The organism is Acidimicrobiales bacterium (genome assembly GCA_022452145.1).
Lineage (GTDB): Bacteria > Actinomycetota > Acidimicrobiia > Acidimicrobiales > MedAcidi-G1 > UBA9410.
In genome coordinates this window covers 117,595-141,348 of record JAKURY010000004.1, presented here as the reverse complement: position 1 = coordinate 141,348, position 23,754 = coordinate 117,595, and the positions used below count along the sequence as shown (strand labels likewise).

At 69.2% G+C, this 23,754-nt stretch carries 21 protein-coding genes; 12 read left to right on the top strand and 9 right to left on the bottom strand.

The window, feature by feature from the left end; genetic code table 11:
* Positions 1–21: 21 nt before the first annotated feature.
* A complete protein-coding gene (locus tag MK177_02670) occupies positions 22–597 on the bottom strand; it encodes a WHG domain-containing protein (GenBank protein MCH2426221.1) in 576 nt (191 codons plus the stop codon).
* Between the two features lie 94 nt (positions 598–691).
* Here MK177_02670 and MK177_02665 point away from each other — a divergent pair, with 94 nt between their 5' ends.
* Entirely contained in the window at positions 692–1,903 is a 1,212-nt protein-coding gene (locus tag MK177_02665; protein ID MCH2426220.1) for an amidohydrolase, read from the top strand.
* Positions 1,904–1,966: 63 nt separating this feature from the next.
* Here the strand turns inward: MK177_02665 and MK177_02660 are convergent, their stop codons facing one another.
* From MK177_02660 to MK177_02645, 4 genes are all read right to left on the bottom strand, one after another.
* On the bottom strand, positions 1,967–3,178 hold the full coding sequence (locus MK177_02660) for an amidohydrolase (GenBank protein ID MCH2426219.1): 1,212 nt from the start codon (positions 3,176–3,178) through the stop codon (positions 1,967–1,969).
* A gap of 129 nt (positions 3,179–3,307) precedes the next feature.
* Positions 3,308–4,219: a TIGR03564 family F420-dependent LLM class oxidoreductase gene (locus MK177_02655; protein ID MCH2426218.1), complete on the bottom strand. Its 912-nt coding sequence runs from the start codon at positions 4,217–4,219 to the stop codon at positions 3,308–3,310.
* A gap of 76 nt (positions 4,220–4,295) precedes the next feature.
* The gene (locus MK177_02650) at positions 4,296–4,727 is read right to left on the bottom strand and encodes a hypothetical protein (GenBank protein ID MCH2426217.1); all 432 of its coding nucleotides are present in this window, start codon (positions 4,725–4,727) and stop codon (positions 4,296–4,298) included.
* 78 nt (positions 4,728–4,805) lie between these two features.
* Complete coding sequence (locus MK177_02645) at positions 4,806–6,371, bottom strand: gamma-glutamyltransferase (GenBank protein ID MCH2426216.1); 1,566 nt, start codon at positions 6,369–6,371, stop codon at positions 4,806–4,808.
* Positions 6,372–6,509: 138 nt separating this feature from the next.
* On the opposite strand from MK177_02645, the gene MK177_02640 reads away from it, so the two are divergent.
* The 7 genes from MK177_02640 (at position 6,510) to MK177_02610 (ending at position 14,565) form a co-directional block, all read left to right on the top strand.
* Positions 6,510–7,688 carry an MFS transporter gene (locus MK177_02640; protein MCH2426215.1) on the top strand — a complete coding sequence of 393 codons (1,179 nt, stop codon included), beginning with the start codon at positions 6,510–6,512 and terminating at the stop codon, positions 7,686–7,688.
* A gap of 125 nt (positions 7,689–7,813) precedes the next feature.
* Complete coding sequence (locus MK177_02635) at positions 7,814–7,966, top strand: hypothetical protein (GenBank protein ID MCH2426214.1); 153 nt, start codon at positions 7,814–7,816, stop codon at positions 7,964–7,966.
* A 25-nt stretch (positions 7,967–7,991) separates the two neighbouring features.
* Entirely contained in the window at positions 7,992–9,149 is a 1,158-nt protein-coding gene (locus tag MK177_02630; GenBank protein MCH2426213.1) for an acyl-CoA dehydrogenase family protein, read from the top strand.
* Positions 9,150–9,255: 106 nt separating this feature from the next.
* Positions 9,256–11,541 carry a xanthine dehydrogenase family protein molybdopterin-binding subunit gene (locus MK177_02625; GenBank protein ID MCH2426212.1) on the top strand — a complete coding sequence of 762 codons (2,286 nt, stop codon included), beginning with the start codon at positions 9,256–9,258 and terminating at the stop codon, positions 11,539–11,541.
* A gap of 75 nt (positions 11,542–11,616) precedes the next feature.
* Complete coding sequence (locus MK177_02620; protein MCH2426211.1) at positions 11,617–12,786, top strand: pyridoxal phosphate-dependent aminotransferase; 1,170 nt, start codon at positions 11,617–11,619, stop codon at positions 12,784–12,786.
* 4 nt (positions 12,787–12,790) lie between these two features.
* The gene (locus MK177_02615; protein ID MCH2426210.1) at positions 12,791–13,555 is read left to right on the top strand and encodes a carbon-nitrogen family hydrolase; all 765 of its coding nucleotides are present in this window, start codon (positions 12,791–12,793) and stop codon (positions 13,553–13,555) included.
* On the top strand, positions 13,555–14,565 hold the full coding sequence (locus MK177_02610) for a polyprenyl synthetase family protein (protein MCH2426209.1): 1,011 nt from the start codon (positions 13,555–13,557) through the stop codon (positions 14,563–14,565). The genes MK177_02615 and MK177_02610 overlap by 1 nt, the downstream gene beginning before the upstream one ends.
* Positions 14,566–14,574: 9 nt before the next feature.
* Here the strand turns inward: MK177_02610 and MK177_02605 are convergent, their stop codons facing one another.
* From MK177_02605 to MK177_02595, 3 genes are read right to left on the bottom strand one after another with little or no spacing between them, the layout of a single operon-like run.
* Positions 14,575–17,211 carry a DUF3516 domain-containing protein gene (locus MK177_02605; protein ID MCH2426208.1) on the bottom strand — a complete coding sequence of 879 codons (2,637 nt, stop codon included), beginning with the start codon at positions 17,209–17,211 and terminating at the stop codon, positions 14,575–14,577.
* Positions 17,208–18,215, bottom strand: a complete 1,008-nt coding sequence (locus MK177_02600) for an LLM class flavin-dependent oxidoreductase (protein MCH2426207.1) — start codon at positions 18,213–18,215, stop codon at positions 17,208–17,210. The genes MK177_02605 and MK177_02600 overlap by 4 nt, the downstream gene beginning before the upstream one ends.
* Complete coding sequence (locus tag MK177_02595; protein MCH2426206.1) at positions 18,212–18,844, bottom strand: DNA-3-methyladenine glycosylase I; 633 nt, start codon at positions 18,842–18,844, stop codon at positions 18,212–18,214. Before MK177_02595 ends, MK177_02600 begins: the two co-directional genes overlap by 4 nt.
* A 132-nt stretch (positions 18,845–18,976) precedes the next feature.
* Between MK177_02595 and MK177_02590 the strand changes: the two genes are divergently transcribed.
* Positions 18,977–19,279, top strand: coding sequence for an antibiotic biosynthesis monooxygenase (locus MK177_02590; GenBank protein MCH2426205.1), 303 nt, complete (start codon positions 18,977–18,979; stop codon positions 19,277–19,279).
* Between the two features lie 37 nt (positions 19,280–19,316).
* On the opposite strand, the gene MK177_02585 is transcribed toward MK177_02590, so the two are convergent.
* The gene (locus MK177_02585) at positions 19,317–20,363 is read right to left on the bottom strand and encodes a TIGR03617 family F420-dependent LLM class oxidoreductase (protein ID MCH2426204.1); all 1,047 of its coding nucleotides are present in this window, start codon (positions 20,361–20,363) and stop codon (positions 19,317–19,319) included.
* A gap of 82 nt (positions 20,364–20,445) precedes the next feature.
* Between MK177_02585 and MK177_02580 the strand changes: the two genes are divergently transcribed.
* From MK177_02580 to MK177_02570, 3 genes are all read left to right on the top strand, one after another.
* Complete coding sequence (locus tag MK177_02580; GenBank protein ID MCH2426203.1) at positions 20,446–22,002, top strand: long-chain-fatty-acid--CoA ligase; 1,557 nt, start codon at positions 20,446–20,448, stop codon at positions 22,000–22,002.
* A 92-nt stretch (positions 22,003–22,094) separates the two neighbouring features.
* On the top strand, positions 22,095–22,856 hold the full coding sequence (locus tag MK177_02575) for an SDR family oxidoreductase (GenBank protein MCH2426202.1): 762 nt from the start codon (positions 22,095–22,097) through the stop codon (positions 22,854–22,856).
* 66 nt (positions 22,857–22,922) lie between these two features.
* On the top strand, positions 22,923–23,738 hold the full coding sequence (locus tag MK177_02570; GenBank protein ID MCH2426201.1) for an MBL fold metallo-hydrolase: 816 nt from the start codon (positions 22,923–22,925) through the stop codon (positions 23,736–23,738).
* Positions 23,739–23,754: the final 16 nt, after the last annotated feature.

Here is a 23,754-nt window from a genome sequence, read left to right as displayed (position 1 = left end):
GGGCTGTTTCCGGAGGTCCGGCTACTGAGAGTCCCGGCCGGCCTGGGTGATGCCGTCGACCAGGAGCTCGACGAGGAATGCGAAGTCTGCGTCGTGGTCGCCGCGCCCCATGGCTTCCAGGTTCTCGAGGCGGCAGAAGCCGTCCATGGAGGCCCGCATCGACCGGCCTGCGCGGACAGCACCATCGTCGTCGATGCCGAACCCCCGGATCCCCGCCTGGACGGCGCTTAGGGCGAGTCGGGCACCCGCCCTCCGTTCGGCGTCATCGCCGTCTATGGGCAGCAGCGTCATGTCATAGCGACCGGGAAGGTCGGTGGCCCAGCCCCTGTAGGCCTCGGCGAACGAGCGGACGGCGTCGGCACCGCTTCGGCCCAGCACCGAGTCCCTGAGCACCTCGCCGAACTCCACGGTGGCGGCGTGGGCCAGGTCGCGCCGTAGGCCGGAGAGGCCGTCGACATGGGCGTAGAGCGACGGGGGTCGTACCTCCAGCCGGTCTGCCACCGCTGCGAGGCTGAGCGAGTCGACGCCGGCGTCGTCGAGCACGGCCAGCCCAACCCCGACCACGTCCCCATGGGTGATGCCCCGCTTCCGTGCCACGTTGCAAGCATAGTAGACATTTGTCTAAGCTACATAGACAAATGTGACTGCCCGTCACCCCGCCCCTACGATCGAACCGACCCCGAGGAGCGCCATGAGCACCGTCGCCGAATCGCCCAACTACACGCTGATCTCGTCGGACTGCCACGCCGGCGGGAACATGAAGGCCTACGAGGAGTATCTCTCCCCGAGCTACCGGGAGGCCTTCGCCGAGTGGCGGGGTGGCTACACCAACCCGTTCCGGGACCTCCAGGACGACGGTCGGTCTCGCAACTGGGACGACGAGCGGCGCAACGGCGACCTGGACGCAGAAGGCGTGGCGGCCGAGATCTCGTTCCCGAACACCGTGCCGCCGTTCTTTCCGACCGGGGCGCTCATCACCTACCCAGCCACCGACCGGGCCGATTACGAGCGACGCCTCGAGGGCATCCGCACCCACAACCGCTGGCTGGTCGACTGGTGCGCCGCCTTCCCGGAACGCCGCTGCGGCCTGCCCCAGGTGTTCCTGAACGACCTGGACGACACCATTATCGACCTCCAGTGGGCTGCCAACCAGGGCTTCCGCAGCTTCATGCTGCCCGCCGTGCCACCGGACTCGGGAATGCCCGGCCTCTACGACCCGGTCTACGACCGGCTATGGGCCGTCTGTCGGGACCTCGACCTGGTGGTCACCCAGCACGGTGGCTCGGGCAACCCCAACTACGGCGACGCCCCGGCGGCCAGCCTCATGTACCTCCTGGAGGTGCCGTTCTTCGCCCACCGGAACCTCTCGCACCTGATCATGTCTGGGGTGTTCGACCGGTTCCCCGAGCTGAAGTACGTCATGACCGAACAGGGTGTCGCCTGGGTACTCGAGGACCTGCGTCGGATGGACGGCTACCACCGCCAGATGTCGTCGGGTCGGGTGGGCGAGCTGGGCTTCCCGGCCGACCTGGTGCTGCCCGATAAGCCCAGCGAGTTCTTCGACCGGAACGTCTGGATCGGCGCCAGCTTCCCCAGTCCCTCGGAGGCCGAGGCCATCCGGAAGGTGGGCGTGCACAAGGTGATGTGGGGGAGCGACTACCCGCACCACGAGGGCACGTTTCCCTACAACCGTGAGCACCTCCGCCGGTCGTTCAGTGACTGGGACGAGGCCGACCTGCGAAGGATCTTCACCGACAACGCCGTCGAGGTGTACCGGTTCGACGCAGAGGTCCTGGCTCCGCTGGTCGCCCGCATCGGACCGTCGGTTGCCGAGGTGGCGACGCCGCTGGACAAGGCGGACATCCCCCGCGACGCCCTCAGCCCGGCGTTCACACGGCCGTAGCGGGGTCACCTCCAACCGGCGTCGGGCCCACTGGCAGGAGTATTCCTGCCGTCTAGGGCCCGGTCAGCTCGTGATGCCGAAGCGCTGCAGGCCGAAGGCCTCTATGGCGTTGCCCCGCATGAGCTTGTAGACCTCGCCGTCGTCCAGGCCTGCCGCGTCACAGATCTTCGTGGCCACGTCCAGGGTGTGTGGGTAGGTGGTGTCGGCGTGCGGGAAGTCCACCTCGAAGCAGATCTGGTCCATGCCGATTACGTCCCGGTTCCTGAGGCCGATCTCGTCGTCGAAGATGCAGCCCCAGATGTGGCCCTGGATGTACGAGCTGGGCGGTTCGGGCAGGTCGATTCCAAAGCTGGCATCGCCCCGTTCGGCCCAGATCTTGTCCATGCGTTCCACGACGTACGGCATCCACCCCACCTGGCCCTCGGCATAGGCGATCTTCAGCTTCGGGAACCGGACGAACATCCCGGACAGGATGTAGTCACACATGGACCCCATGGCGTTAGCGAACGTGATCGTCGACGACACCGAGAACGGGGCGTCGGGCGAGGTGGACGGCATCTTGGAGCTGGACCCGATGTGCATGTTGACGATGGTGTCGGTCTCCTCGCAGGCCCGGAAGAACGGGTCCCAGAACCTGTCTTTGTCGTGGATAGAGGGCAGGCCCAGCGGGTACGGGTTCTCGGAGAAGGCCACGGCAAACGCGCCCTTCTCGGCGCACCGGTGGACCTCGACGGCCGCGGCGACCGGGTCCCAGAGGGGGATCAGGGTCAAGGGGATAAGCCGGCCTGCGCCGTCGCCGGCGCACCACTCATCGATCATCCAGTCGTTGTAGGCCTTCACGCAGAGCAGGGCCAGGTCCTTGTCGTCCCTCTCAAGGAAGGCCTGACCGCAGAAGCGGGGAAGCACGTTGGGGAAGCAGATCGACACGTCGACGTGGTTCTCGTCCATGGCGACCAGGCGTTCCTTCTGCTTCCAACTGGCCGGGAGGATGTCGTCGAAGGTGACCGGCACGACGTCGAGTTCGTCGAAGCCGGCGGCCGCTGACAGCTTGGGGAAGGGATAGACGAGGTCGTCGTACAACCACCAGTCGCACATCCCCCCGCCCTCGACCCCCTTCTCGAACGAGAAGACGCCGCCCTCGAAGTTGAACTCGGCCGTGTCGCGCTCGACCCGGGGGCACCGGTCCTGGTACTTCGCCGGCAGGCGCGAGGTCCACAGGTCGGGCGGCTCCACCACGTGGTCGTCGACCGAGATGATACGTGGGATGGTCGTCATGGAGGCTCCTGAGCGTTTCTGACGGTCCGTCAGATTTGGCTCCACCCTAGCGTCGCAGACGTGTGGAGTCTCATCCGGTGCCGGTTGACGCCGGACCTGCTTACCGCGGGCGAACGGGCCGGTCGGGCCCTAGAGCAGGTCCTTCAGTAGCGCCCTGGTCCGGACTAACTCGTCGGTCGACGTGCCGAACTCGAGGGCCGAGAAGTCGGTCACACCGGCGTCGGCCAGCCCGGCCAGTTGCGCCGCTACCTCATCCTCGGTGCCGACGATGGCGACGTCGCCGGGGTGGCGGGCTCCCTCCCGGTCGAGCATCGCCCGGTAGGACGGCAGCTGTCCGTAAATCTCGAAGACGGTCGCTGCCGCATCCCGGACAGCCCCGGCATCGTCGGTGACGCACGTCGGGAGGCTGCACACGATCCGGGGAGCCTCCCGACCGGCTGCTGCGGCCGCCTCGGTCATCCGCGGGCAGATGTGTTCGGCCACGGTGCGTGGCCCGACCATCCAGAGGATGGTGCCGTCAGTGCGGCGTCCAGCGACCTTCAGGGTCTGTTCGCCGAGGGCCGCCACCATCACCGACGGAGCGCGCTCGGTCGGTCGACCGGTGTCGATATGGGCAGTGAACGCCTCGCCGGCATAGGCCACCGAGCCGGTCTCTAGAAGGGGTTGGAGGACCTCCAGGTAGTCGATGAGGTGGCGGACCGGCCGGTCGAACGACAGGCCCAGCATCCCCTCGATCATCGGACGGTGCGACAGGCCGACTCCCAGCACCAGGGGTCGATCACCGAGGGCTGCCTGGGCCGTCAGGGCCTGGCCGGCGAGCGCCGTGGGATGGCGGGGGAACGTGGGAATCACCGCAGTGCCGAACTCCAGGCCCGGCGCCGTGTCCGCCATGGCGGTGAACGCCGTGAGGGCGTCTATGAGGCCGGTCTGGGCCAGCCACCAGCCGGAGAAGCCGTCGTCCGCCGCCCGTGCCGCGTGGTCGCGGAGGCGTCCCAGGTCGGCGTGGAGCAGTTCGGCGGAGGCGTTCAGGGCAATGCGCATGGGTTCTCCCGGTGGTGGCTTAGGTCGTAGGTCGGGTGGTCGGAACTCTGGTGTATGCCCGGCGGGTGGTGGTGGTTCAGGCCTCCGCCTCGGCCCGGGCCTTCACGGCATCGGCGAAGCGGGTCAGGAAGGCCTCAGCATTGGCGACGAAGTCGTTGCTCCTGCCATCGGGCAATGGGTCGATCAGGAGCGACCAGGCCATTAGGCATGCCGCACCCCGGTCGGTGAACAGCGTGGTGCCCTGGTAGAGGGCCACCGGCGCCCCGGTCAGCTCGTAGACCCGGCGCCATGGCGGCTCGAACGAGATGACCTCCTCGACAAGGTCCAGGTCGCCGAGCGAGAACTCCAGTCGGGCTCCCAGGCCGTGGGGGGCCGGGTAGCCGTCGAGGACGTAGCCGCCTGTGGCCTTGCTGATCAGGGTGCACAGGGCGTCGAAGGCCACCGTCCGGGGTGCGGCGATCTCCCGCTCGATGACGACCGTCGTGTATTCCCTCCTCGGTGCGACCATGGATTGATCATGCACCGAAGCCGTCCCAACCGCCCGATCCGGCCCATCGGAATCCGACGGCCTCCACGATCTGGCCCATCAGAAGCCGGCGGCCTCCCCGACCAGAGCACGTGGATCGGCCGCCCCGCGGAGGCCACCGTCGGTGACCTCGATGCAGTGGGCGTGGCCGAAGTTGCCCAATCCGATCCGTGCGGTGTGGCCACGCTCGGCCAGTCCGGGCACCCAGGCCTGCGGAGCGTGGTCCTCCACGATCACCTCCAGGGAGTCAGCGTCCTCCCAGGTTTCAAACCCTGTGCTGCCACCTGTGAGCACCCATCGGCCCCCACCAACGACGTGGCCCGGATCGGCCCCGTCCAGCAGCAGCCGAACCAGCATCTGCAGGACGATCTGGGGCTGGGCGTCTCCGCCCATGGTTCCCAGGACGGCACGGAGGCGACCGTCGGACCGCGTCACCAGCGCCGGAGAGAGGGTATGGGGAGGCCGCCTTCCCGGGCCGTAGCAGGCAGCGTGGCCGGGGTCCAGGTTGAAGCCGATGCCCCGGTTGTGCAGGAACACGCCGAGACCCGGAAGCGTCAGGTGGCTGCCGAAGCCGTCGGCGTTGGACTGGATCAGCGACACGCCCATGCCGTGGCCGTCCACGGCGCACATGTACATGGTGTCGCCGTCCAGCCAGCCGTCCCCGAGCGTGGCTGTGGCGCCCGTTCGGATGGCCGCCCGGCGGGCGTCGAGGAGGCGATCGTCCACGAGGGCCCGGCCGTCGGCATGCTCGTGCAGGACGGCGGGCCGGTCGTGGCCGGCCTGCCGGGCCGCCTCCACGAGGAGGTGGGCCCGGAGCGGGTCGTCCTCCGGAGGCAGGTCCAGGCCCTCGACGATCCGGGCCGCTGCCAGCACCAGGTACCCCTGGGAGTTGGGCGGAACCGTCCACACGTCGTGTCCCCAGACCGTGAGGCCCAGTGGATCCACCCAGTCTGCACCCGGCGTGGCGAGGTCCCCGCGTGTGTACTCGCCGCCTCCGACGGCGAGCAGTTCTTCGCCGAACTCCCCCAGGTAGACGCCGTCGCGTCCGCCGTCGGCGAAGGAACGGAGCACGGTCGCCACACCTGGCCGCGTGACGAGGGTTCCGGCTTCGGTCAGCCCTGTGAAGTCCCCGGCGCCGTCCACGTCCCGGACCTGAACGGCCATGCCTGCCAGGAGGGGCGAGGCGGCGAAGCCCTCGGTGGCCAGGCGGACCGCGGGAGCCAGGAGGTCGGCCAGGGGTAGCGATCCGAACCGCTGGTGCAGGGCCCACCAGCCGTCGACGCAGCCGGGTACCGGAACCGACCGGACGTCGCTCCTGTGTGGCATCGACGTGAAGCCCTCGGCAAGCAGGCCGGCCGGATTCGCGCCCGACCCGGCCCTACCCGAGGCGTTGAGGCAGGCCGGTGGGCCGGAACCGGTGTGGACCAGGGCGAATAGGTCGCCACCGATCCCGCACATGTGCTGCGCGGTGACGGCCAGCACCGCGTTGGCGGCGATGGCCGCGTCGACTGCGTTCCCGCCGGCGGCCATGGCGTCGACACCGGCCCTCGTGGCCAGGGAGTCGATGCTGCACACCATCGCCGTGTCGGCGTGCCGGAGCGGGTCGCTCCGGGGGGCGTGGGCCATCGTCGCAGCCTTGCAGGTGGACGTCCCGGTCCGGGCCGTCGGGCCGGAACAGCTGCACCGGCAGGGCACCCGACGGCGACGACCTCGTTCGTTCCCCCGGCCTCGTCGTCACCGTGGGATGGACCGTACCCTGCGCCGATGGACCGACCGGAGGTGGGCGACCGGTTGCTCACCGGGCGATTCCTGGTCCTGTGCGGTGGCTCGCTGGCCTACTTCCTGGCGTTGGGGACCACCTGGCCGGTGGTCCCGTCGTTCGTCGAGCACGGCCTGGGTGGCGGCGGCGTGGCCGTGGGGCTCTCGGTCGGTGCCTTCGGATTCTCGGCTGCAATCCTGCGACCGCTCATAGGGCCACTGGGTGACAGGCGGGGTCGACGCTTCCTGCTGGTGGTCGGCTCGGTGGTCGTCTCCATGTCGATGCTCCTCCTCGTCCCCGCAGCCAGCGTCCCGGCGGTGATCGCCGCCCGACTGGTCCTGGGCGTGGGCGAGGCCGCCTACTTCATCGGCGTGACCTCGGCCGTCCAGGACCTGGCTCCACCGCATCGTCGTGGCGAGGCCACCTCGTACTTCACGGTCACCCTCTACACGGGGCTGGCCATCGGGCCGGGGCTGGGAGAGTGGCTGTACGAGGCCGGTAGCTACGATCGGGCGTTCACGGTCGCCGCCCTCCTCGGACTGGTGCCTCTCCTGTTCGCCTATGCGGCCCCCGGCCGGCCGGCCGATCCCGTCGATGCGCCGTTTCTCCGGTGGCGCCTCCACCCGGCGGCCATCCGGCCCGGCCTGGTCCTGTTCATCGGCCTGCTCGGCTACTCCGGGTTCCTGGCGTTCATCGCATTGCACGCCGAGAGCGTCGGGGTGGCTTCCAGCGGTTCGGTGTTCGCCATCTTCGCCGCCATAGTCGTCGCCGTGCGGCTGCTTGGTGCACGCATACCCGACCGGTTGGGATCGCTGGCGACCACCCGACTGTCGCTGGGGTTCAGCGCCGCTGGCCTGGCCGTGTTCGGTCTCTGGACGACCGCCACAGGTGTCTACGTCGGGGCGGTCGTCATGGCCCTCGGACAGTGCTTCCTGTTCCCCGCCCTGTTCGTGCTGACGGTGGATCGGGCGCCGGAGTCGGAGAGGAGCCACGCCATCGGGTCGTTCAGCGTGGCCTTCGACCTGGCCGTCGGGCTGGGCGGGTTCCTGGTCGGCGCCGTGGTGGCGCTGACCGACCGTCCCGGCGGCTTCCTGTTCTGCTCGCTGGTGGCCGTCGGTTCGCTGTTCGCCACAGGGCCGCTACTGGGCCGGATCGGGTCGACGGCCCGGTCCGAAGCCACCTGAGCCGCCATCGGGTCCGTAGGCCCGGTCGGTTTCCGGCCCGCCTCGTCCGCGCAGGCAACGGACTGTGAGAATCCGCACGCGGCGGACCTCCTGGATCCGTGCGACCGACGAGACCGGAGGCGGCGATGGGCGACCAGCAGATGCGTAGCTCGCTGGAGGACCTGGAGGGGTTCACCTTCGACCGGGCCCGTCTGGCCATGAAGGACGCCGGCGCCGGGTTCTACTTCTGGAATTACCTGCTTCCCATGACGCAACATCGGGACCCTGACGCGGCCTGAGAACCCCGAGGAGGAGGAGAGAACCATGACTACCGACCAGGCCCTGGCTGACGAGATCGTCGGCACCATCCGCCAGTGGGTCGAGCGCGACGTCATCCCGAACGCCTCCGAGTTCGAGCACACCGACACGTTCCCGCAGGCCATGTTCGACCAGATGTGCGAGTTCGGCCTCTTCGGGTCGACCATCGCCGAGGAGTACGGCGGCCTGGGCCTCGACATCACCACCTACACGCGGATCATCGAGGAGTTGTCGCGCGGCTTCATGTCCCTGGCCGGAATCCTCAACACCCACAAGATCGGCGCCACGATGATCGGCAGGTTCGGCACCGAGGAGCAGAAGCAGCGCTTCCTGCCCCGCATGTGCGACGGGTCCTTCAGGGCCGCCTTCTCCCTGTCGGAGCCCGACGCCGGCAGCGACACCGGTGCGCTGCGCTGCCGGGCCGAGCGGGACGGCGACGAGTGGGTCGTGAACGGCACGAAGATGTGGGTCACCAACGGCATCCGGTCCTCGCTGGTCATGCTCATGGTCCGGACCCCGGACGACCGGATCACCTGCCTGCTCGTCGAGAAGGAACCCGGGGAGTCCTTCGAGGGGATCTCGGTCTCGAAGAAGATCGACAAGCTCGGGTACAGGGGCCTCGAGACGGTCGAGATGTCCTACGTCGACCACAGGGTCCCGCACGGCAACGTGCTGGGTGGCGACGAGGGCATCGGCCATGGTCGCCGGTACGCCCTGAGCGCGCTCGAACTGGGGCGGATCAACGTGGCGTCCCGGTCCGTCGGCGTGGCCCAGGCCGCGTTCGAGGCGGCCATGCGCTACGCCCAACAGCGCGAGACGTTCGGACGGCCGATCTTCGAGCACCAGGCAATCCAGTTCAAGCTGGCCGAGATGGCCACGAAGCTGCAGGCGGCCCGGCTCATGACCTACGACGCGGCCAGGCGGGCCGACGCCGGCGAACGGGTCGACATGGAGGCCGGCATGGCCAAGCTGTTCGCCTCGGAGGCGGCGTTCGAGATCGCCACCGATGCCCTGCGGATCCACGGTGGCTACGGCTACACCACCGAGCTCCCCGTGGAGCGCTACTTTCGCGACACCCCGCTGATGATCATCGGCGAGGGTACGAGCGAAATCCAGAAGCTGGTGATCGCCCGGAAGCTGCTCGAGCGGTATCCCGCCGAGTGAGCCGACGGGCCCGACCGCCGGACCCGACGACCCAGAAGGCCACCTGGCCGACACACCACCCGACAACCAGCCCGGCCACGGCCGGGAGAAACACGAGAGGCGACCGGTGAGCGAGACCATCCCGGCCAGGGGCATTCCCGGCCAGTCCAGCACCTCCATCCTGGGCAACGCCGTGCTGCGCCGTGAGGACGCCACGCTCATCCGAGGTCAGGGCGAGTTCGTAGCCAACCAGCCATTCGAGGACCTGCTCCACGCCCACTTCGTACGCTCGACGGCGGCCCACGGCGAGATCCTGTCCATCGACGTGGACGACGCTCGGTCCATGCCCGGCGTGGTGGCCGTCCACACGGCGGCCGACCTGGGCCTGGACGACCGTCCGCCGGCCATGGGCTTCTACGCCGCCGAGGCCATCCGGCCGTTCCTGGCCCGGGACCGGGTCCGGTTCGTGGGCGAGCCGGTGGCCGTGGTGGTGGCTGAGACCGCCTACCAGGCCGCCGATGCCGCCGAGTCCGTCTGGGCCGACATCGAGCCCTTGACCGCCGTGGTCTCGATCCACGACTCCGTGGCCGCCGAGACCGTGCTGTTCGAGGCCCGCGACGACAACGTCATGTGGCAGATCCCGTCGGCCGGCGCCATCGACTTCTCGGGCTGCGACGTCGTGGTCACCGAGGAACTCTGGAACTCGCGGGTAGCCGCGGTGTCGATCGAGCCACGGGTGGTCGCCGCGTCGTTCGCCGACGGGAAGCTCACCTATTGGGCCAGCTCGCAGGGCACGCACGACTTCCGGGACGGCACGGCCAAGTACCTGGGCATGGACCCGGCCGACGTTCGTGTGCTGGTGAAGGACGTCGGTGGAGGGTTCGGTGCCAAGGGCATGGTCTCCGAGGAGGAGGTCATCGTGGGCCAGTTGGCCCGGCTCATTGGCCGGCCGGTGCGATGGGTGGAGTCGCGTACGGAGAACCTCTCGGCCTACGTACACGGACGGGCCCAGGCGCAGACGGTGACGATCGGCGGCACCCGTGACGGTCGGGTCACCCACTACCGCCTCGACGTGGTCCAGGACTGCGGGGCCTACCCCAAGTGGGGGGCGTTCCTGCCCGAGTTCACCAGGCAGTTGGCCAGCGGCGTCTACGACATCGCCAACCTGGAGTTCTCGGCCGTGAGCGTGGCCACCAACACGGCACCCACGTGCGCCTACCGGGGGGCGGGCCGACCCGAGGCCACGGCGGCCATCGAGCGTGCCATGGACCTCTTCGCCGCTGAGGTTGGCATGGACGTCGCAGACGTCCGGCGGGTCAACCTGGTGGCCTCCGAGGCCTTCCCATACACCACGCCGACCGGTACCTCCATGGACAGCGGCGACTACGAGGGCTCGCTGGACCGGGCCCTGGCCGCCGTCGACTACGCAGGCCTGCGGGCTGAACAGAAGCGCCGCCGCGAGGCCGGGGACCCCGTCCAGATGGGAATCGGCGTGGCCACCTACGTGGAGATCACCGGCTTCGGCGGGAGCGAGTACGGCGAGGTCCGGCTCCGGAGCGACGGCACGGTGCTGGCGTCGACCGGTGCCACCCCCATCGGGACAGGGCACCACACCACCTGGGCGATGATCGTCGCCGACCGGTTGGGCGTGCCCCTGGATTCGATCGAGGTGTTCCACGGCGACACAGAGTCCATCCCGTCCGGGTCGACGACCGGGGGGTCCCGTTCCGTGCAGATCGCGGGATCGGCCATGGCCGACGCCTCGGAGAAGCTGGTGGATCTGGCTCGTGATACCGCCGCCGACCTGCTGGAGGCGGCACCCGGCGACGTTGTGCTGGACCGCGAGCGCGGCGCATTCCACGTGGCCGGTACGCCTGCGGTGGCCCGGTCGTGGGCGGAGATCGCCACGGCGGCGGACGAGGAGCTGGCCGGCCTGTCGGACCACTCCCAGAACGGCGCCACCTTCCCGTTCGGCACCCACATAGTGGTCGTGGAGTTGGACACCGAGACCGGGCAGGCCACCATCGACCGGGTGGTCGCCGTCGACGACTCTGGTCGGATCATGAACCCGCTCCTGGCCGCCGGACAGATCCACGGCGGGCTGGCCCAGGGCATCGCCCAGGGGCTGCTGGAGGAGTTCCGCTACGACGAGGACGGCAACCCGCAGACCACCAACCTGGCCGACTACACCGCCGTGTCGACCATGGAGGTCCCGAGCTACGAGCGGAGCTTCACCGAGACGCTGACGCCCAGGAACCCGTTGGGCGCCAAGGGCATCGGCGAGTCGGGGAGCATCGGTTCGACCGCAGCCGTGCAGAGCGCGGTGATCGACGCGCTGTCGCCGTGGGGGATCCGCCACCTGGACATGCCCATGACCCCCGAGAAGGTCTGGTCGGCCATCAGCACCGCCTGACCCGGTCGTCACCCCGGCTTTCATCGGAGGCCGGTCGCCTTCCCGGCCGGAGCCGAGCGGCCGCTAGCGTCGACCATGATGGTTCCTCCCAATCCGCACCTGGTTGCCCGGATGCAGGGCCACCGCCTGTCGATCTTCGCTGAGATGTCGATGCTGGCCGCCGAGACGGGGGCTATCAACCTCGGGCAGGGCTTCCCGGACACCGACGGTCCGACCGAGGTGCTCGACGCCGCGGTGGCAGCCATCAGGGCCGGGCACAACCAGTACCCGCCGGACCGCGGCATCCCTGAACTGCGTCGGGCCGTGGCCGAACACCAGGACCGGTTCTACGGCCAGGAGGTGGACCCGGACGACGTGATGGTGTCGACGGGGGCCTCGGAGGCCATCGGCGCGGCGATCATGGCGCTGGTGTCCGAGGGCCAGGAGGTGGTGGTCTTCGAGCCCTACTTCGACCTGTACGCCGCGGTCATAGCCCTGGCCGGCGGAGTACGACGGGCCGTCACCCTCCGGGCGCCCGACTACTCCTTCGACGAGGCCCAGCTGGCTGCGGCCATCGGCCCGGAGACCCGGCTCATTCTGCTCAACACGCCACACAACCCGACGGGCAAGGTCTTCTCCCTGGAGGAGTTGGGGGTGATAGCCCGGTTGGCCGTCCAGCACGACCTGCTGGTCGTGACCGACGAGGTCTATGAGCACATGACCTACGACGGTACGCAGCACGTTCCCATCGCCACCCTGCCCGGGATGGCGGAGCGCACGGTGACGATCTCGTCCGGCGGCAAGTCGTTCGGCCTGACCGGGTGGAAGGTGGGCTGGGCCCACGGCCCGACCGACCTGGTCGGAGCCGTCCACACCGTCAAGCAGCACCTGTCGTTCACCAGCGGTGCGCCGTTCCAGCGGGCAATGGTCACCGCGCTGAACCTGGGCGACGACTACTTCGAGGGCCTGGCTGCCGACCTGTGTGCCAAGCGGGACCTGGTAGCAGTCGGGCTGACCGCCGCGGGCCTCGAGGTGTACGACGCGCCGGGCACCTACTACCTGACCGCCGACGTCCGGCGTCTGGGCTACGACGACGGCATGGACTTCTGCCGGGAGCTTCCGGGTCGGTGTGGCGTGGTGGCCGTGCCCAACCGGGTCTTCTACGACGACGAGGAGGCCGGCCGGTCCATCGTCCGGTTCGCCTACCCCAAGCGCTTCGAGGTGCTCCACGAGGCCATGGACCGCCTGGCGCGTCTGGCAGCCTGAGGCCATGAGGATCGCGGCGCTGCAGCACGACATCGTCTGGGAGGACGCCGCGGCCACATGTGCCCGCCTGGTCCCGATGATCGCCGAGGCGGCCGCCGACGGTGCCGGCCTCATCGTCCTGACCGAGATGTTCGGTCCCGGCTTCTCACTGGCCGCCGACCGGATCTCCGAGCCTCCGGGCGGCCCGACCGAGCAGTTCCTGGTCGACCGGGCGGCCTCCAACGGCGTCTGGATTGGCGGCTCGATCCCGACCCGGGACCGCGACGACGCACACCCGGTGAACCGCTTCCTGCTGGTCGGCCCTGACGGCACCCGCCACCACTACGACAAGCTGCACCCGTTTACGTTCGCCGACGAGCACGAGCACTACCGGGCCGGCGACGAGCCGGTGACCGTCGACATCGGTGGGCTCCGGGTCTCGCTGTTCGTCTGCTACGACCTCCGGTTCGCCAATGCCTTCTGGGAACGTGCCACCAGGACCGACGTGTACCTGGTGGTCGCCAACTGGCCGGCGTCGCGCCGCTACCACTGGCGGACGCTGCTGCGGGCCCGGGCGATCGAGAACCAGGCCTACGTGGTGGGCGTCAACCGCGTGGGAGAGGCCGAGGGTCTGACCTATGTCGGCGACAGCGTCATCGTGGACCCGTCGGGCGAGGTACTGGCCGAGGGTGTCGACGACACCGAGGGCGTGGTCATCGCCGATGTTGATCCGGGCCGGGTGGCCGAGGTGCGCGAGGCCTTCCGGTTCCTGCCGGACCGGCGGGGTTGATGACCGCACCGGCGGTGCTGGAACGGGCCAGGCTTCTGGTCGAACCGGCCATGGCGGCCGCCGTCGACCGGCTCTGCGGGGAGTTGAGGCTCCCTTCGCGGTACCACTTCGGATGGGTGGAGGCCGATGGCTCGCCGTCTGGTGCCGAGTCCGGCAAGGGGCTGCGGCCGGCCCTGGCGATCCTGTCCGCCGAGGCGGTCGGCGCGCTCGGCGCCACTGCGGTACCCGGCGCGGTGGCAGCCGAGCTGGTCCACAACTTCTCCCTCGTCCACGACGACATCATCGACGGCGACACCAGGCGCCGGCACCGGCCGACCGTGTGGTCCGCCTTCGGCGTGGAGGACGCCGTCATCTCGGGCGACGCCCTCCACAACCTCGCCTACCAGGTGCTGCTGGACGAGCCGACGCCCGAGCGGGTGTCGGCGGCCACACGGCTGGTGGAGGCCACGGCGGCGATGATCGCCGGCCAGGCCGCAGACATGGCCTTCGATGACCTGGCTGACGTAGACCTTGACGCCTGCCTGGCCATGGAGGCTGACAAGACGGGTGCACTGCTCGGCTACTCGGCCTCGGTCGGGGCGGTTCTGGCCGGTGCCGGCTGTGGAGAGGTGGATGCGCTGGAGGCCTACGGGCGTGAGTTGGGCCTCGCATTCCAGGCGGTCGACGACGTGCTGGGCATATGGGGCGATCCGGCGGTCACCGGCAAGGCAGCCGGTAACGACCTCCGGGAGCGGAAGAAGTCGATGCCGGTGGCCATCGTGCTGTCCGGCCGTGACGATGCGGCCGAGCGGCTTCGGGCGGTCTACGACCTCGACCGTGACCTGACCGACGCAGACGTTGGCCGGGCCACTGCGGCGATCGAATCGGCCGGTGGACGGGATCGCACGGTGGCCGAGGCACGGAAGCACCTGGATGCCGCGCTCGACGCCGTCTCTGGCGTGGGGCTGGTGGATCCAGCCGTCGAGGAGCTTGCCCGGCTGGCCCGTTTCGTGGCAGAACGGGAGTTCTAGTTCTCCGCCTCAGAGGCGGCGGATCGCCCCCAGGCGGACCACGGCCCGGCCCTCCTCCCGGGAGGCGGCCAGGTCGACCTCTCCCTCGAGCACCCACTCGTGGTGCTCCTCGGGGTCGGCGATCGTCTGTCGGACCGGCCACCGGTCGGCGCCGGAGTCGTCCAGGACGAAGAAGCTGCCGCCGCGGGCATGTGTGTCGGTCGGGATGACGCCATTCTCCTCCCAGTAGGGGGCGATGGCGTCGGTGACGTCGTCGGCCGTCCGTCGTCCGTCGCCCACGGTCGGCACGTCGGCCAGCGCCTCGTGGTCGTCGAGACGGCGGTGTGCCAGCAGCTGCACCCACCGGAACACCTCGTTGCGGACCATGATCTGGAAGGCACGGCCGTTGCGGGTCACGTCGGGACGCTCCGGTTCTGATCCTGTCGGCGGCCCGCCCTGCACGTCCGGTTCGTCCTCGGGACTCCGGAGCTTCTCCCACTCGTCCAGGAGGCTGGAGTCGACCTGGCGGACGGTCTCGCCCAGCCACGCCTCCAGGTCGTAGAGGGCCTCGGTCTTGGAGCCCTCCGGCACGTTCTGGACGAGCGCCTTGTAGGCCTGGCTGAGGTACCGCAGGACGACGCCCTCGGAGCGCTTCAGGCCGTGGTGCTCGATGTACTGGCGGAAGTCGAAGCCGGTCTCGTAGAGCTCGCGGGCCACCGACTTGGGCTTCACGTTCTCGTCGCCCACCCACGGGTGGTGGTTGCGGAACACGTCGAAGGTGCCGTACAGGAACTCCCGCAGGGGCTTTGGCGCCTCGACCTCGTCGAGGCGCTCCATCCGCTCCTCGTATTCGACGCCCTCCATCTTGAGTCGGGCCACCAGTTCGCCGCGGAGCCGGTTGACCTGGGCGGCGATGACCACCCCGGGGTCCTCAAGCACGGACTCGATCACCGACAGCACGTCCAGGGCGTGTTCGCGCGCCGCTGCATCAGGATCGGTCGTGCCTGCAGGCTTGGGTCCGTCTGCCGGTTCGGGTCCGTCTGTTGACTCGGCATCGCTAGGCCGGTCGGCCAACTCGGGAATGACCTCCAGGGCGAACAGCGATAGCGGCTGGTGGAGTGCGAACCGGTCCTGGAGGTCGACGCCGACGGCGACCATACGGCCCTCGTCGTCAGGCTCATCCAGCTCGTCGATGACGCCGGCCTCGCGCAGCGAGCGGTAGATGCCGATGGCCTTGCGCACGTGTCGGCGCTGTCGTTCCCGCGGCTCGTGGTTGTCCAGCAGCAGGTTTCGGAGGTCACGGCATCCGTCGCCGGGTCGGGACAACACGTTCATGACCATCTGGTGGTTCACGCCGAAGCTGGAGAGCAGCGGCTCGGGCGATCCGTCGACCATCTTCTGGAAGGAATCCTCGTTCCAGTGGACGTAGCCCCGTTCGGGGGGTTTCTTCCTCACCAACTTCTTCTTCTTGTGTGGGTCGGCCGCCACCCTGGCATCGGCACGCAGGTTCTCGATCCAGTGCACCGGGGCCTGGACCCAGACGTGGCCCTCGTCGTCGAAGCCGCGCCGACCGGCGCGTCCGGAGATCTGGGCGAACTCGCGGTTGCCCAGCAGACGCGTGGAGATGCCGTCGTACTTGCAGAGTTGGGTGAACAGCACTGTCCGGATGGGCACGTTGACGCCTACGCCGAGGGTGTCGGTGCCGCAGATCAACTTCAGCAGGCCGGCCTGGGCCAACTTCTCGATGAGCAGCCGGTAGCGGGGGAGCATTCCGGCGTGGTGCAGGCCGATGCCGTGGCCGATGAAGCGCTTTAGGTCCTTCCCTATGGGCGTGTCGAAGCGGAAGCCGCCCACCTCCTCACGGACGGCCGCCTTCTGGTCCTTGGTGAGCACGTCGATGCTGCACAGATCCTGGGCCTTCTCGGATGCCGCCTTCTGGGTGAAGTGGACGATGTAGACGGGTGCGCGGTCAGTGTCGACCAGCTCGGTGATCGACTCGTGGAGCGGGGTCTCCCGGTACTCGAAGGTGAGCGGCACCGGCCTGACGCTGCCCGCCACGGTGACCGCGGGACGCCCGGTCCGTCGGGTCAGGTCGAGGGTGAATCGGGCCGTCGGCCCGAGCGTGGCCGACATGAGCAGGAACTGGGCGTGGGGCAACTCCAGGAGCGGTACCTGCCACGCCCAGCCGCGCTGCGGGTCGCCGTAGAAGTGGAACTCGTCGGCCACCACCAGCCCGAACGGACAGACCGCACCCTCCCGGAGGGCCTGGTGGGCCAGGATCTCGGCCGTGGCGCAGATGATCGGGGCGTCAGCGTTCACCGAGGCATCGCCGGTGACCATGCCCACGTGCTCGGGACCGAAGTCCCGGGCCAGGGCGAAGAACTTCTCGCTCACCAGTGCCTTGATGGGGGCGGTGTAGATGCTCCGCTCGCCCCGGGCCATGGCCGCAGCGTGGGCGGCGGTGGCGACAAGGGACTTCCCGGAACCGGTGGGCGTGGCCAGGATGACGTGGCTGCCGCCCAGGATCTCCAGGATGGCCTCCTCCTGGGCCTCGTAGAGCTCCAGGTTCCGCTCGGCGGTCCAGTCGAGGAACAGGTCGGCCACCCGGTCCGGTTCGGTACCGGCCGGTATGCAGTCGGCCAGCGTGGCCGTCGTCGTGTCGGTCACCCGGTCTCCTCCACGGCGCCGGTCGCGAGGCCGAACTCGGCGGCCAGCAGCTCGTAGGAGTGGACCCTGGCCTCGTGGTCGTGGCAGATGGTGACCACCATCAGCTCCTCGGCGCCGAACCCGTCGACCAGTTGGCGCAGGCGGTCTGCCACCCGGGTGGGTGAACCATTGGCGATCGAACGACGTCCGGTTTGCACGGCCACCCTTGCCGACGTGGAACCGCTGGGAGCGGCCGGGATCGGGCCGCGCAGCCCGGCGGCCCTCCAGGCACGGACGGCGGCCACGATGGCGTCGGCCTCGGCGTCGGTGGCGGCGACCACAGCGCTGGCACACACCAGCACCCGGGGCTCCGGACACCCGCGCGACGGCTGGAACTGCCGACGGTAGGCGTCGACGATCGGCGCACCGTCCACCTGAGCGATGAAGTCGGCCCAGCCCAGGGGCAGGCCGAAGTGGGCGGCGAAGGCCGCCGAGTCGGGGCTGGACGCCAGAATCCACACCTCGGGCGGCTCCTCCGGCCGTGGGGTGGCCCGCACCCCCTGTATGGGGCTGTCGGCCGGCAGGGTGTCGTCGACCAGGTGGACCAGTTCCTGGATCTGGTTCGGGTAGTTCTCCAGGGCGGTCCGGGCGCCACCCCGGGCCAGGGCCGCGGCCGTGAGGTGGTCCGAACCGGGGGCCCGTCCCACCCCGAGGTCGATGCGGCCGGGATGCAGGGAGGCCAGCACGCAGAACGATTCGGCCACCTTCAGCGGCGCGTAGTGCGTGAGCATCACCCCGCCGGAGCCCACCCGCAGCCGCCGGGTGGCCCCGGCGATCGACCCGATGAGGACCTCGGGGCTGGATCCGGCCAGGCCGGTCATGCCGTGGTGCTCGGCCACCCAGTAGCGGTGGTAGCCCATGGCCTCACAGCGTCGGGCCAGGTCGATGGTGTTGCGCAGGGCGTCGCCCGGCGTCGAGCCCTCGGGGACCGGCGACTGGTCCAGGACCGAAAGCCGGAGGCTCACGCCCGGCTGCCAGTCGGGGTCGGACGGACCAGTGCCGAGCGCTCACCTTCGACCACGTCGTGGAACGCGCAGCCCTCCAGGTGGTCGTTGACCATTCCCATGGCCTGCATGAGGGCGTACACCGTCGTCGGCCCGACGAACGACCAGCCCCGCCGCTTGAGGTCGCGGCTAAGCGCGGTCGATTCGGGCGTGGAGGACGGGACGTCTCCGACGGCGGCCCGGAGGTGGTCGGCGGGTTCGAACCCCCACAGGTAGGCGGCCAGCGACCCGAACTCCCCGGCAAGCTCCAGGGCGCGCCCGGCGTTGTTGATCGTGGACTGGATCTTTCCCCGGTGCCGGACGATGCCGACATCACCGAGGCATCGTTCGACATCGGACGGGCCGAACCCGGCAACCAGCGTGGGATCGAACCCGGCGAAGGCCGCCCGGAAGTTGTCCCGCTTGCGGAGGATGGTCAGCCACGACAGGCCGGCCTGGAATCCCTCCAGACAGACCTTTTCGAACAGGCGGACGTCGTCGACCACCGGGCGGCCCCACTCGTGGTCGTGGTAGGCGAGGTAGTCGTCGTGTCCGCCGGGCCACCAGCACCGCACGACGCCGTCAGGGCCGGTGGCCAGGTGCTCGTCCATGCCGTCGCCTCCTCCCGGGGGTCTCGTCGGGTCCCGCTTCCGTCTCCGGGAAGGTCCGACAGTACGCTCCGCGCCGACCCATTCGACTAATGAAGCCTCGACCAACGAAGGCACGACCCCGGAGGTCCAACCATGCTCGTCATCGCCGGCACCATCACCCTCGACCCCGACAGGACCGACGAGATGCTGGCCGCCATCGTGCCGCTCATGGAGGCCACCCAGGCCGAGGACGGCTGCATCGACTACGTGTTGAGCGCCGATCCTAAGGAGCTCGGGACCATCCGGATCTTCGAGAAGTGGGAGTCCGACGAGGCCCTGGGAGCCCACATGAAGGCGCCCCACATGGGCATCTTCCAGAAGGCCATCCGGGGCTGTGGCGTCACCGGCATGTCGGTCGACAAGTTCGAGATCGCCTCGGAGTCCAAGCTTGTCTGAGCCTTCTGGGGGCCGGTGCCGGCGTGGACCGGAGGCTTCAGTCGGAGTCCCGTAGGTCGCGGACCACGTCCGACCAGCGGTCCAGCAGGTTGGGGTCCCGGCGCCAGTGGTCCAGGGCGGTGTACGTCATGACCCGCAGGTTCGGCGCCACCCCCCGGTAGCGGTCGGCCAGCACGCCGCCCAGGTCCGCCCATCTTGCGCTGACCGTGTAGTGGTCGAGCACGTCGTCGGTGACCAGGTCGACCATGCCCGCCAGGTCGCCCGTCCGCTGGAGCGAGTTCAGCCCACCCTGGAGGCCGTCGAAGCCGTGGTGCTCCAGGACCGGTGCGTAGTTGGGCGTCGAGCCGTAGAAGGCGATCGTGGCCCTGTTTCGCTCCCGCATGGCATGGATCTCCTCGTCGGAGTCGCCCACGGCGATGATCACCGGACAGACCAGGGTCACGTCGTCCAGCGTGCGGCTCTCCGAGGCCGCACCCTCCGCGATCAGGGGAACCTGTACGTCGACCAGCCATCCGGGCGAGTGCATCGGGTGGATGTGCACGCCATCGCACACGGCACCGGCCATCCGGCTCATCCACGGCAGAACCGCCGAGACGTAGATGGGCGGGTCGTCAACGTCGATGGGGCCCGGCGACCACATGCCGGGTAGCAGCGAGAACGAGTAGTGGTCTCCGTCGAACGACAACTTCTCGGTGCCCCTGAAGGCCCGGAAGATTGCCTGCATGGCCAGCACGTACTCCCGCAGCCGCGGGCCGGGCGGCACGTACTCGCTGCTGTAGCGGCGTTCCACGTGAGCCTTCACTTGGGTGCCCAGGCCGACCACGAAGCGGCCGCCGGTCGCCTCGGCCAGCTCCCATGCAACCTCGGCGGTGACCATGGGACTCCGGGGGAAGGCCACCGCGATGGCCGTGCCCAGGCTCAGCCGCTCGGTGGCCAGCGCCGATGCGGTGCACGACAGGTAGGCGGTGCGGGCGCCCTCGGTGAACCAGAGGGTCCCGAAGCCCGCCTCCTCGGCCCGGGTGGCCAGGCCGCTGACCTCCCTCAGCGGGAGGGGCGACGCCATCATGTCCATCTCCAGGCCCATGCTCGTCGACGGTAGTTCCGCCGGGTAACAGCAGGCCCACCGGCGGTGACGCGCCGTAGGGGCCGGGTGTAGGTTCGGCGCCATGGACCTATCGCGAGTCAAGAACTACACGGACGTGATCGACTTGGGGGCTGCGGCCCTGGGGGACAGCGACATGGTCGTCCTGGGCGACGACCGGGTGTCGTGGAACGAGATGCAGCGGCGGGCCGGTCAGGTGGCCAACGCACTGGTCGCCGACGGCGTCGGGTCCCAGGATCGGGTGGCGTTCATCGACAAGAACTCGATCGAGTTCTTCGAGTTGGCCTTCGGTGCCGCCTACGTGAACGCCGTCACCGTGGCGGTGAACTGGCGGTTGGCTCCGCCGGAGATGGCCTACATCATCAACGACTCCCAGGCGAAGGTCCTGATAGTCCACGAGGAGTTCGCCGGACACCTGGCGACCTTCGAGGCCGACCTGGTCCACACCACGCGGATCGTGGTGATCGGTTCACACGATTCACATGCCTCCTACGACGCCTGGCGCGATGCCCACGACGGCGCATTCCAGCGCGTCGGATCCACCGACGAGGACGTGGCCGCCCAGCTCTACACCTCGGGGACCACCGGCCTGCCCAAGGGCGCCCAGCTCACCAACGCCAACTTCCAGGCCCTGTTCGCCACCGTGGACTGGGACATGGGCGAGGACTCCCGCAACCTCTGCGTCATGCCGCTCTTCCACATAGCGGGCAGTGGTTGGGCGTTGTTCGGGATGGCCAACGGCGCCGTGACGGTGATGATGCGGGAGTTCGACCCGGTGGCCGGCCTGCAGATCGTGGAGTCCGAGGCCTGCACGCATGCGATCTTCGTGCCGGCCATCCTCCAGTTCTTCCTCATGGTCCCCAGCGACGGCATCGACCTCTCGACCATGCAGTACATCGCCTACGGGGCCTCGCCGATCACCGAGGACGTGCTCGTCAAGTCGATGGAGCAGTTCGGCTGCAAGTTCTTCCAGGTGTACGGCATGACCGAGACATGCGGGGCCGGCACGACCCTCCCTCCCGAGGACCACGGCGCCGATGCCGACCCCGGCCTCCTGCGTTCGGCCGGCAAGCCGATCCGCGGCATGGAGATGAAGATCGTCGATCCGGAGTCCGGCGAGCCGATGCCCGACGGTGAGGTCGGCGAGGTCTGGATGCGCCACGGCGGGATCATGAAGGGCTACTGGAACATGCCCGAGGAGACGACCAAGGCCATGCCGGGTGACGGCTGGCTGCGGTCCGGGGATGCCGCCTACATGGTGGACGGGTACCTCTACATCCACGACCGGGTTAAGGACATGATCATCTCGGGTGGCGAGAACGTCTACCCGGCCGAGATCGAGAACGCCCTCATGGCCCATGAGGGGATCGCCGACGTGGCGGTCATCGGCGTGCCCGACGAGAAGTGGGGCGAGGTCGGCAAGGCCCTGGTCGTCCCCGTGCCCGACTCCGGCGTCACCGCCGACGAGATCCTGGCCCACGCCCGGGAGCGCCTCGCCGGGTTCAAGCTTCCCCGGTCGGTCGACTTCGTCGAGGCGATCCCCCGCAACCCGTCCGGCAAGATCCTCAAGCGGGAGCTCCGCGAGCCCTACTGGGAGGGCCACGACCGACGCGTCGGCTGACCGTTTCGCCCGCGACCCCACCGGGGTCGGCGACGGGGCCGGGCCGCGGCCCCGCTGAGATCGGCGTCGGGGTCCGTGGCTAGGGTCGCCGCATGGAACTCTCCCTTGACGGCAAGGTCGCCATCGTCACCGGTGGATCACGTGGAATCGGTCGTGGCATCGCCGCCGCCATGGCCGGTGCCGGAGCGAAGGTGATGATCACCAGCCGCAACGAGGAGACCTGTGCGGCCACCGTGGAGGAGCTGCAGGACTCCACCGGTGGTGACCTGGCCTACGTCGCCGGCCACGTCGGTAAGACCGAGGACATGCAGCGTGTCCTGGACGGCACGCTGGAGGCCTTTGGCGCCATCGACGTGCTGGTCAACAACGCGGCCACCAACCCGTACGCCGGTCCGGTCATCGACATCGACCTGCCCCGCTGGGAGAAGACCTTCGCCACCAACCTCACGACGCCGCTGGTCTGGACCCAGGCCTGCTGGAACGCCTGGATGAAGGAACACGGAGGAGCGGTTATCAATATTTCATCGGTCGGCGCCTTTGGGACCAACGCCATCCTCGGCGTCTACGACCTCACCAAGCGGGCGCTCATCCACCTCACCGAGCAGTTGGCCGCCGAGATGGGCCCAACCGTGCGTGTGAACGCCGTGTGCCCTGGCCTCATCCGCACGGACTTCGCCCGGGCCCTGTGGGAGGACGGCCGGGGTGATGCGATAGCCCAGAACCTGCCGATGAAGCGCCTCGGCGAACCCGCCGACATTGCCAACACGGCCCTGTTCCTGGCGTCGGACGCCGCCAGCTGGTTGACCGGACACGCCGTGCTGGTCGACGGTGGCCAGCTGGTCAACATCAGCTGAACCCGGGTCGGCCCACCGGAGCGAACCGTGGCTGTCGAGTTGGTAATGGTGGGGACGGGGAGTCCCGTGCCCGATGCGCAACGTGCCGGACCGTCCCAACTCGTGGGCGTGGACGGCCGCTGGTTCCTGATCGATGCCGGCCGAGGCTGCCTGATGCGTCTCGCTGCGGCCGGGGTGGGGCCGACGCTGCTCGAGCGCCTGCTCGTAACGCACCTCCACAGTGATCACGTCACCGACCTCAACGACGTCATCACCACGCGTTGGATAACCGGCTTCCCTCCGTTGCCCCTCCCGGTGGTGGGGCCACAGGGCACGCAGCGCTTCGTTGACGACACTCTGAGGATGCTCGGACCCGACATCGGCTGGCGGGTGGCCCACCACGACGACGTGGTGGCCGGTCCCGAGGTTCATGTCACCGAGACCACGGGCGTCATGGGCGAGGTGGTCGTGGACGACGGCGTGCGGATAATCGCCGCGCCGACGGACCACAGGCCGGTGCATCCGACGGTGGCATACCGCGTGGAGGCCGACGGCCTGTCGGTGGTGTTGGCAGGCGACACGGTGCCGTGTGAGGGACTCGACCACCTCTGCGCCGGGGCCGATGTCTACGTACAGACCGTGGTGCGCGACGACGTCATCCGGAACGTCCCCGTCCCGCGCTTGCACGACGTCCTCGACTACCACTCGACGGTCGCCGACGCGGCCCGGACCGCCGCCCGGTCCGGGGTGGGCACCCTTGTCCTGAACCACTGCGTCCCGACCCCGGGGCCCGATCCTGACGGGCCGAACGGGCGCAACGAATGGCTGGCCCTTGCCTCCGAGCACTTCGACGGCGAGGTGCTGCTCCCCGACGACCTGGATCGGATCCCTGTAGGGACCTGATCCCGTCGATCGTCCG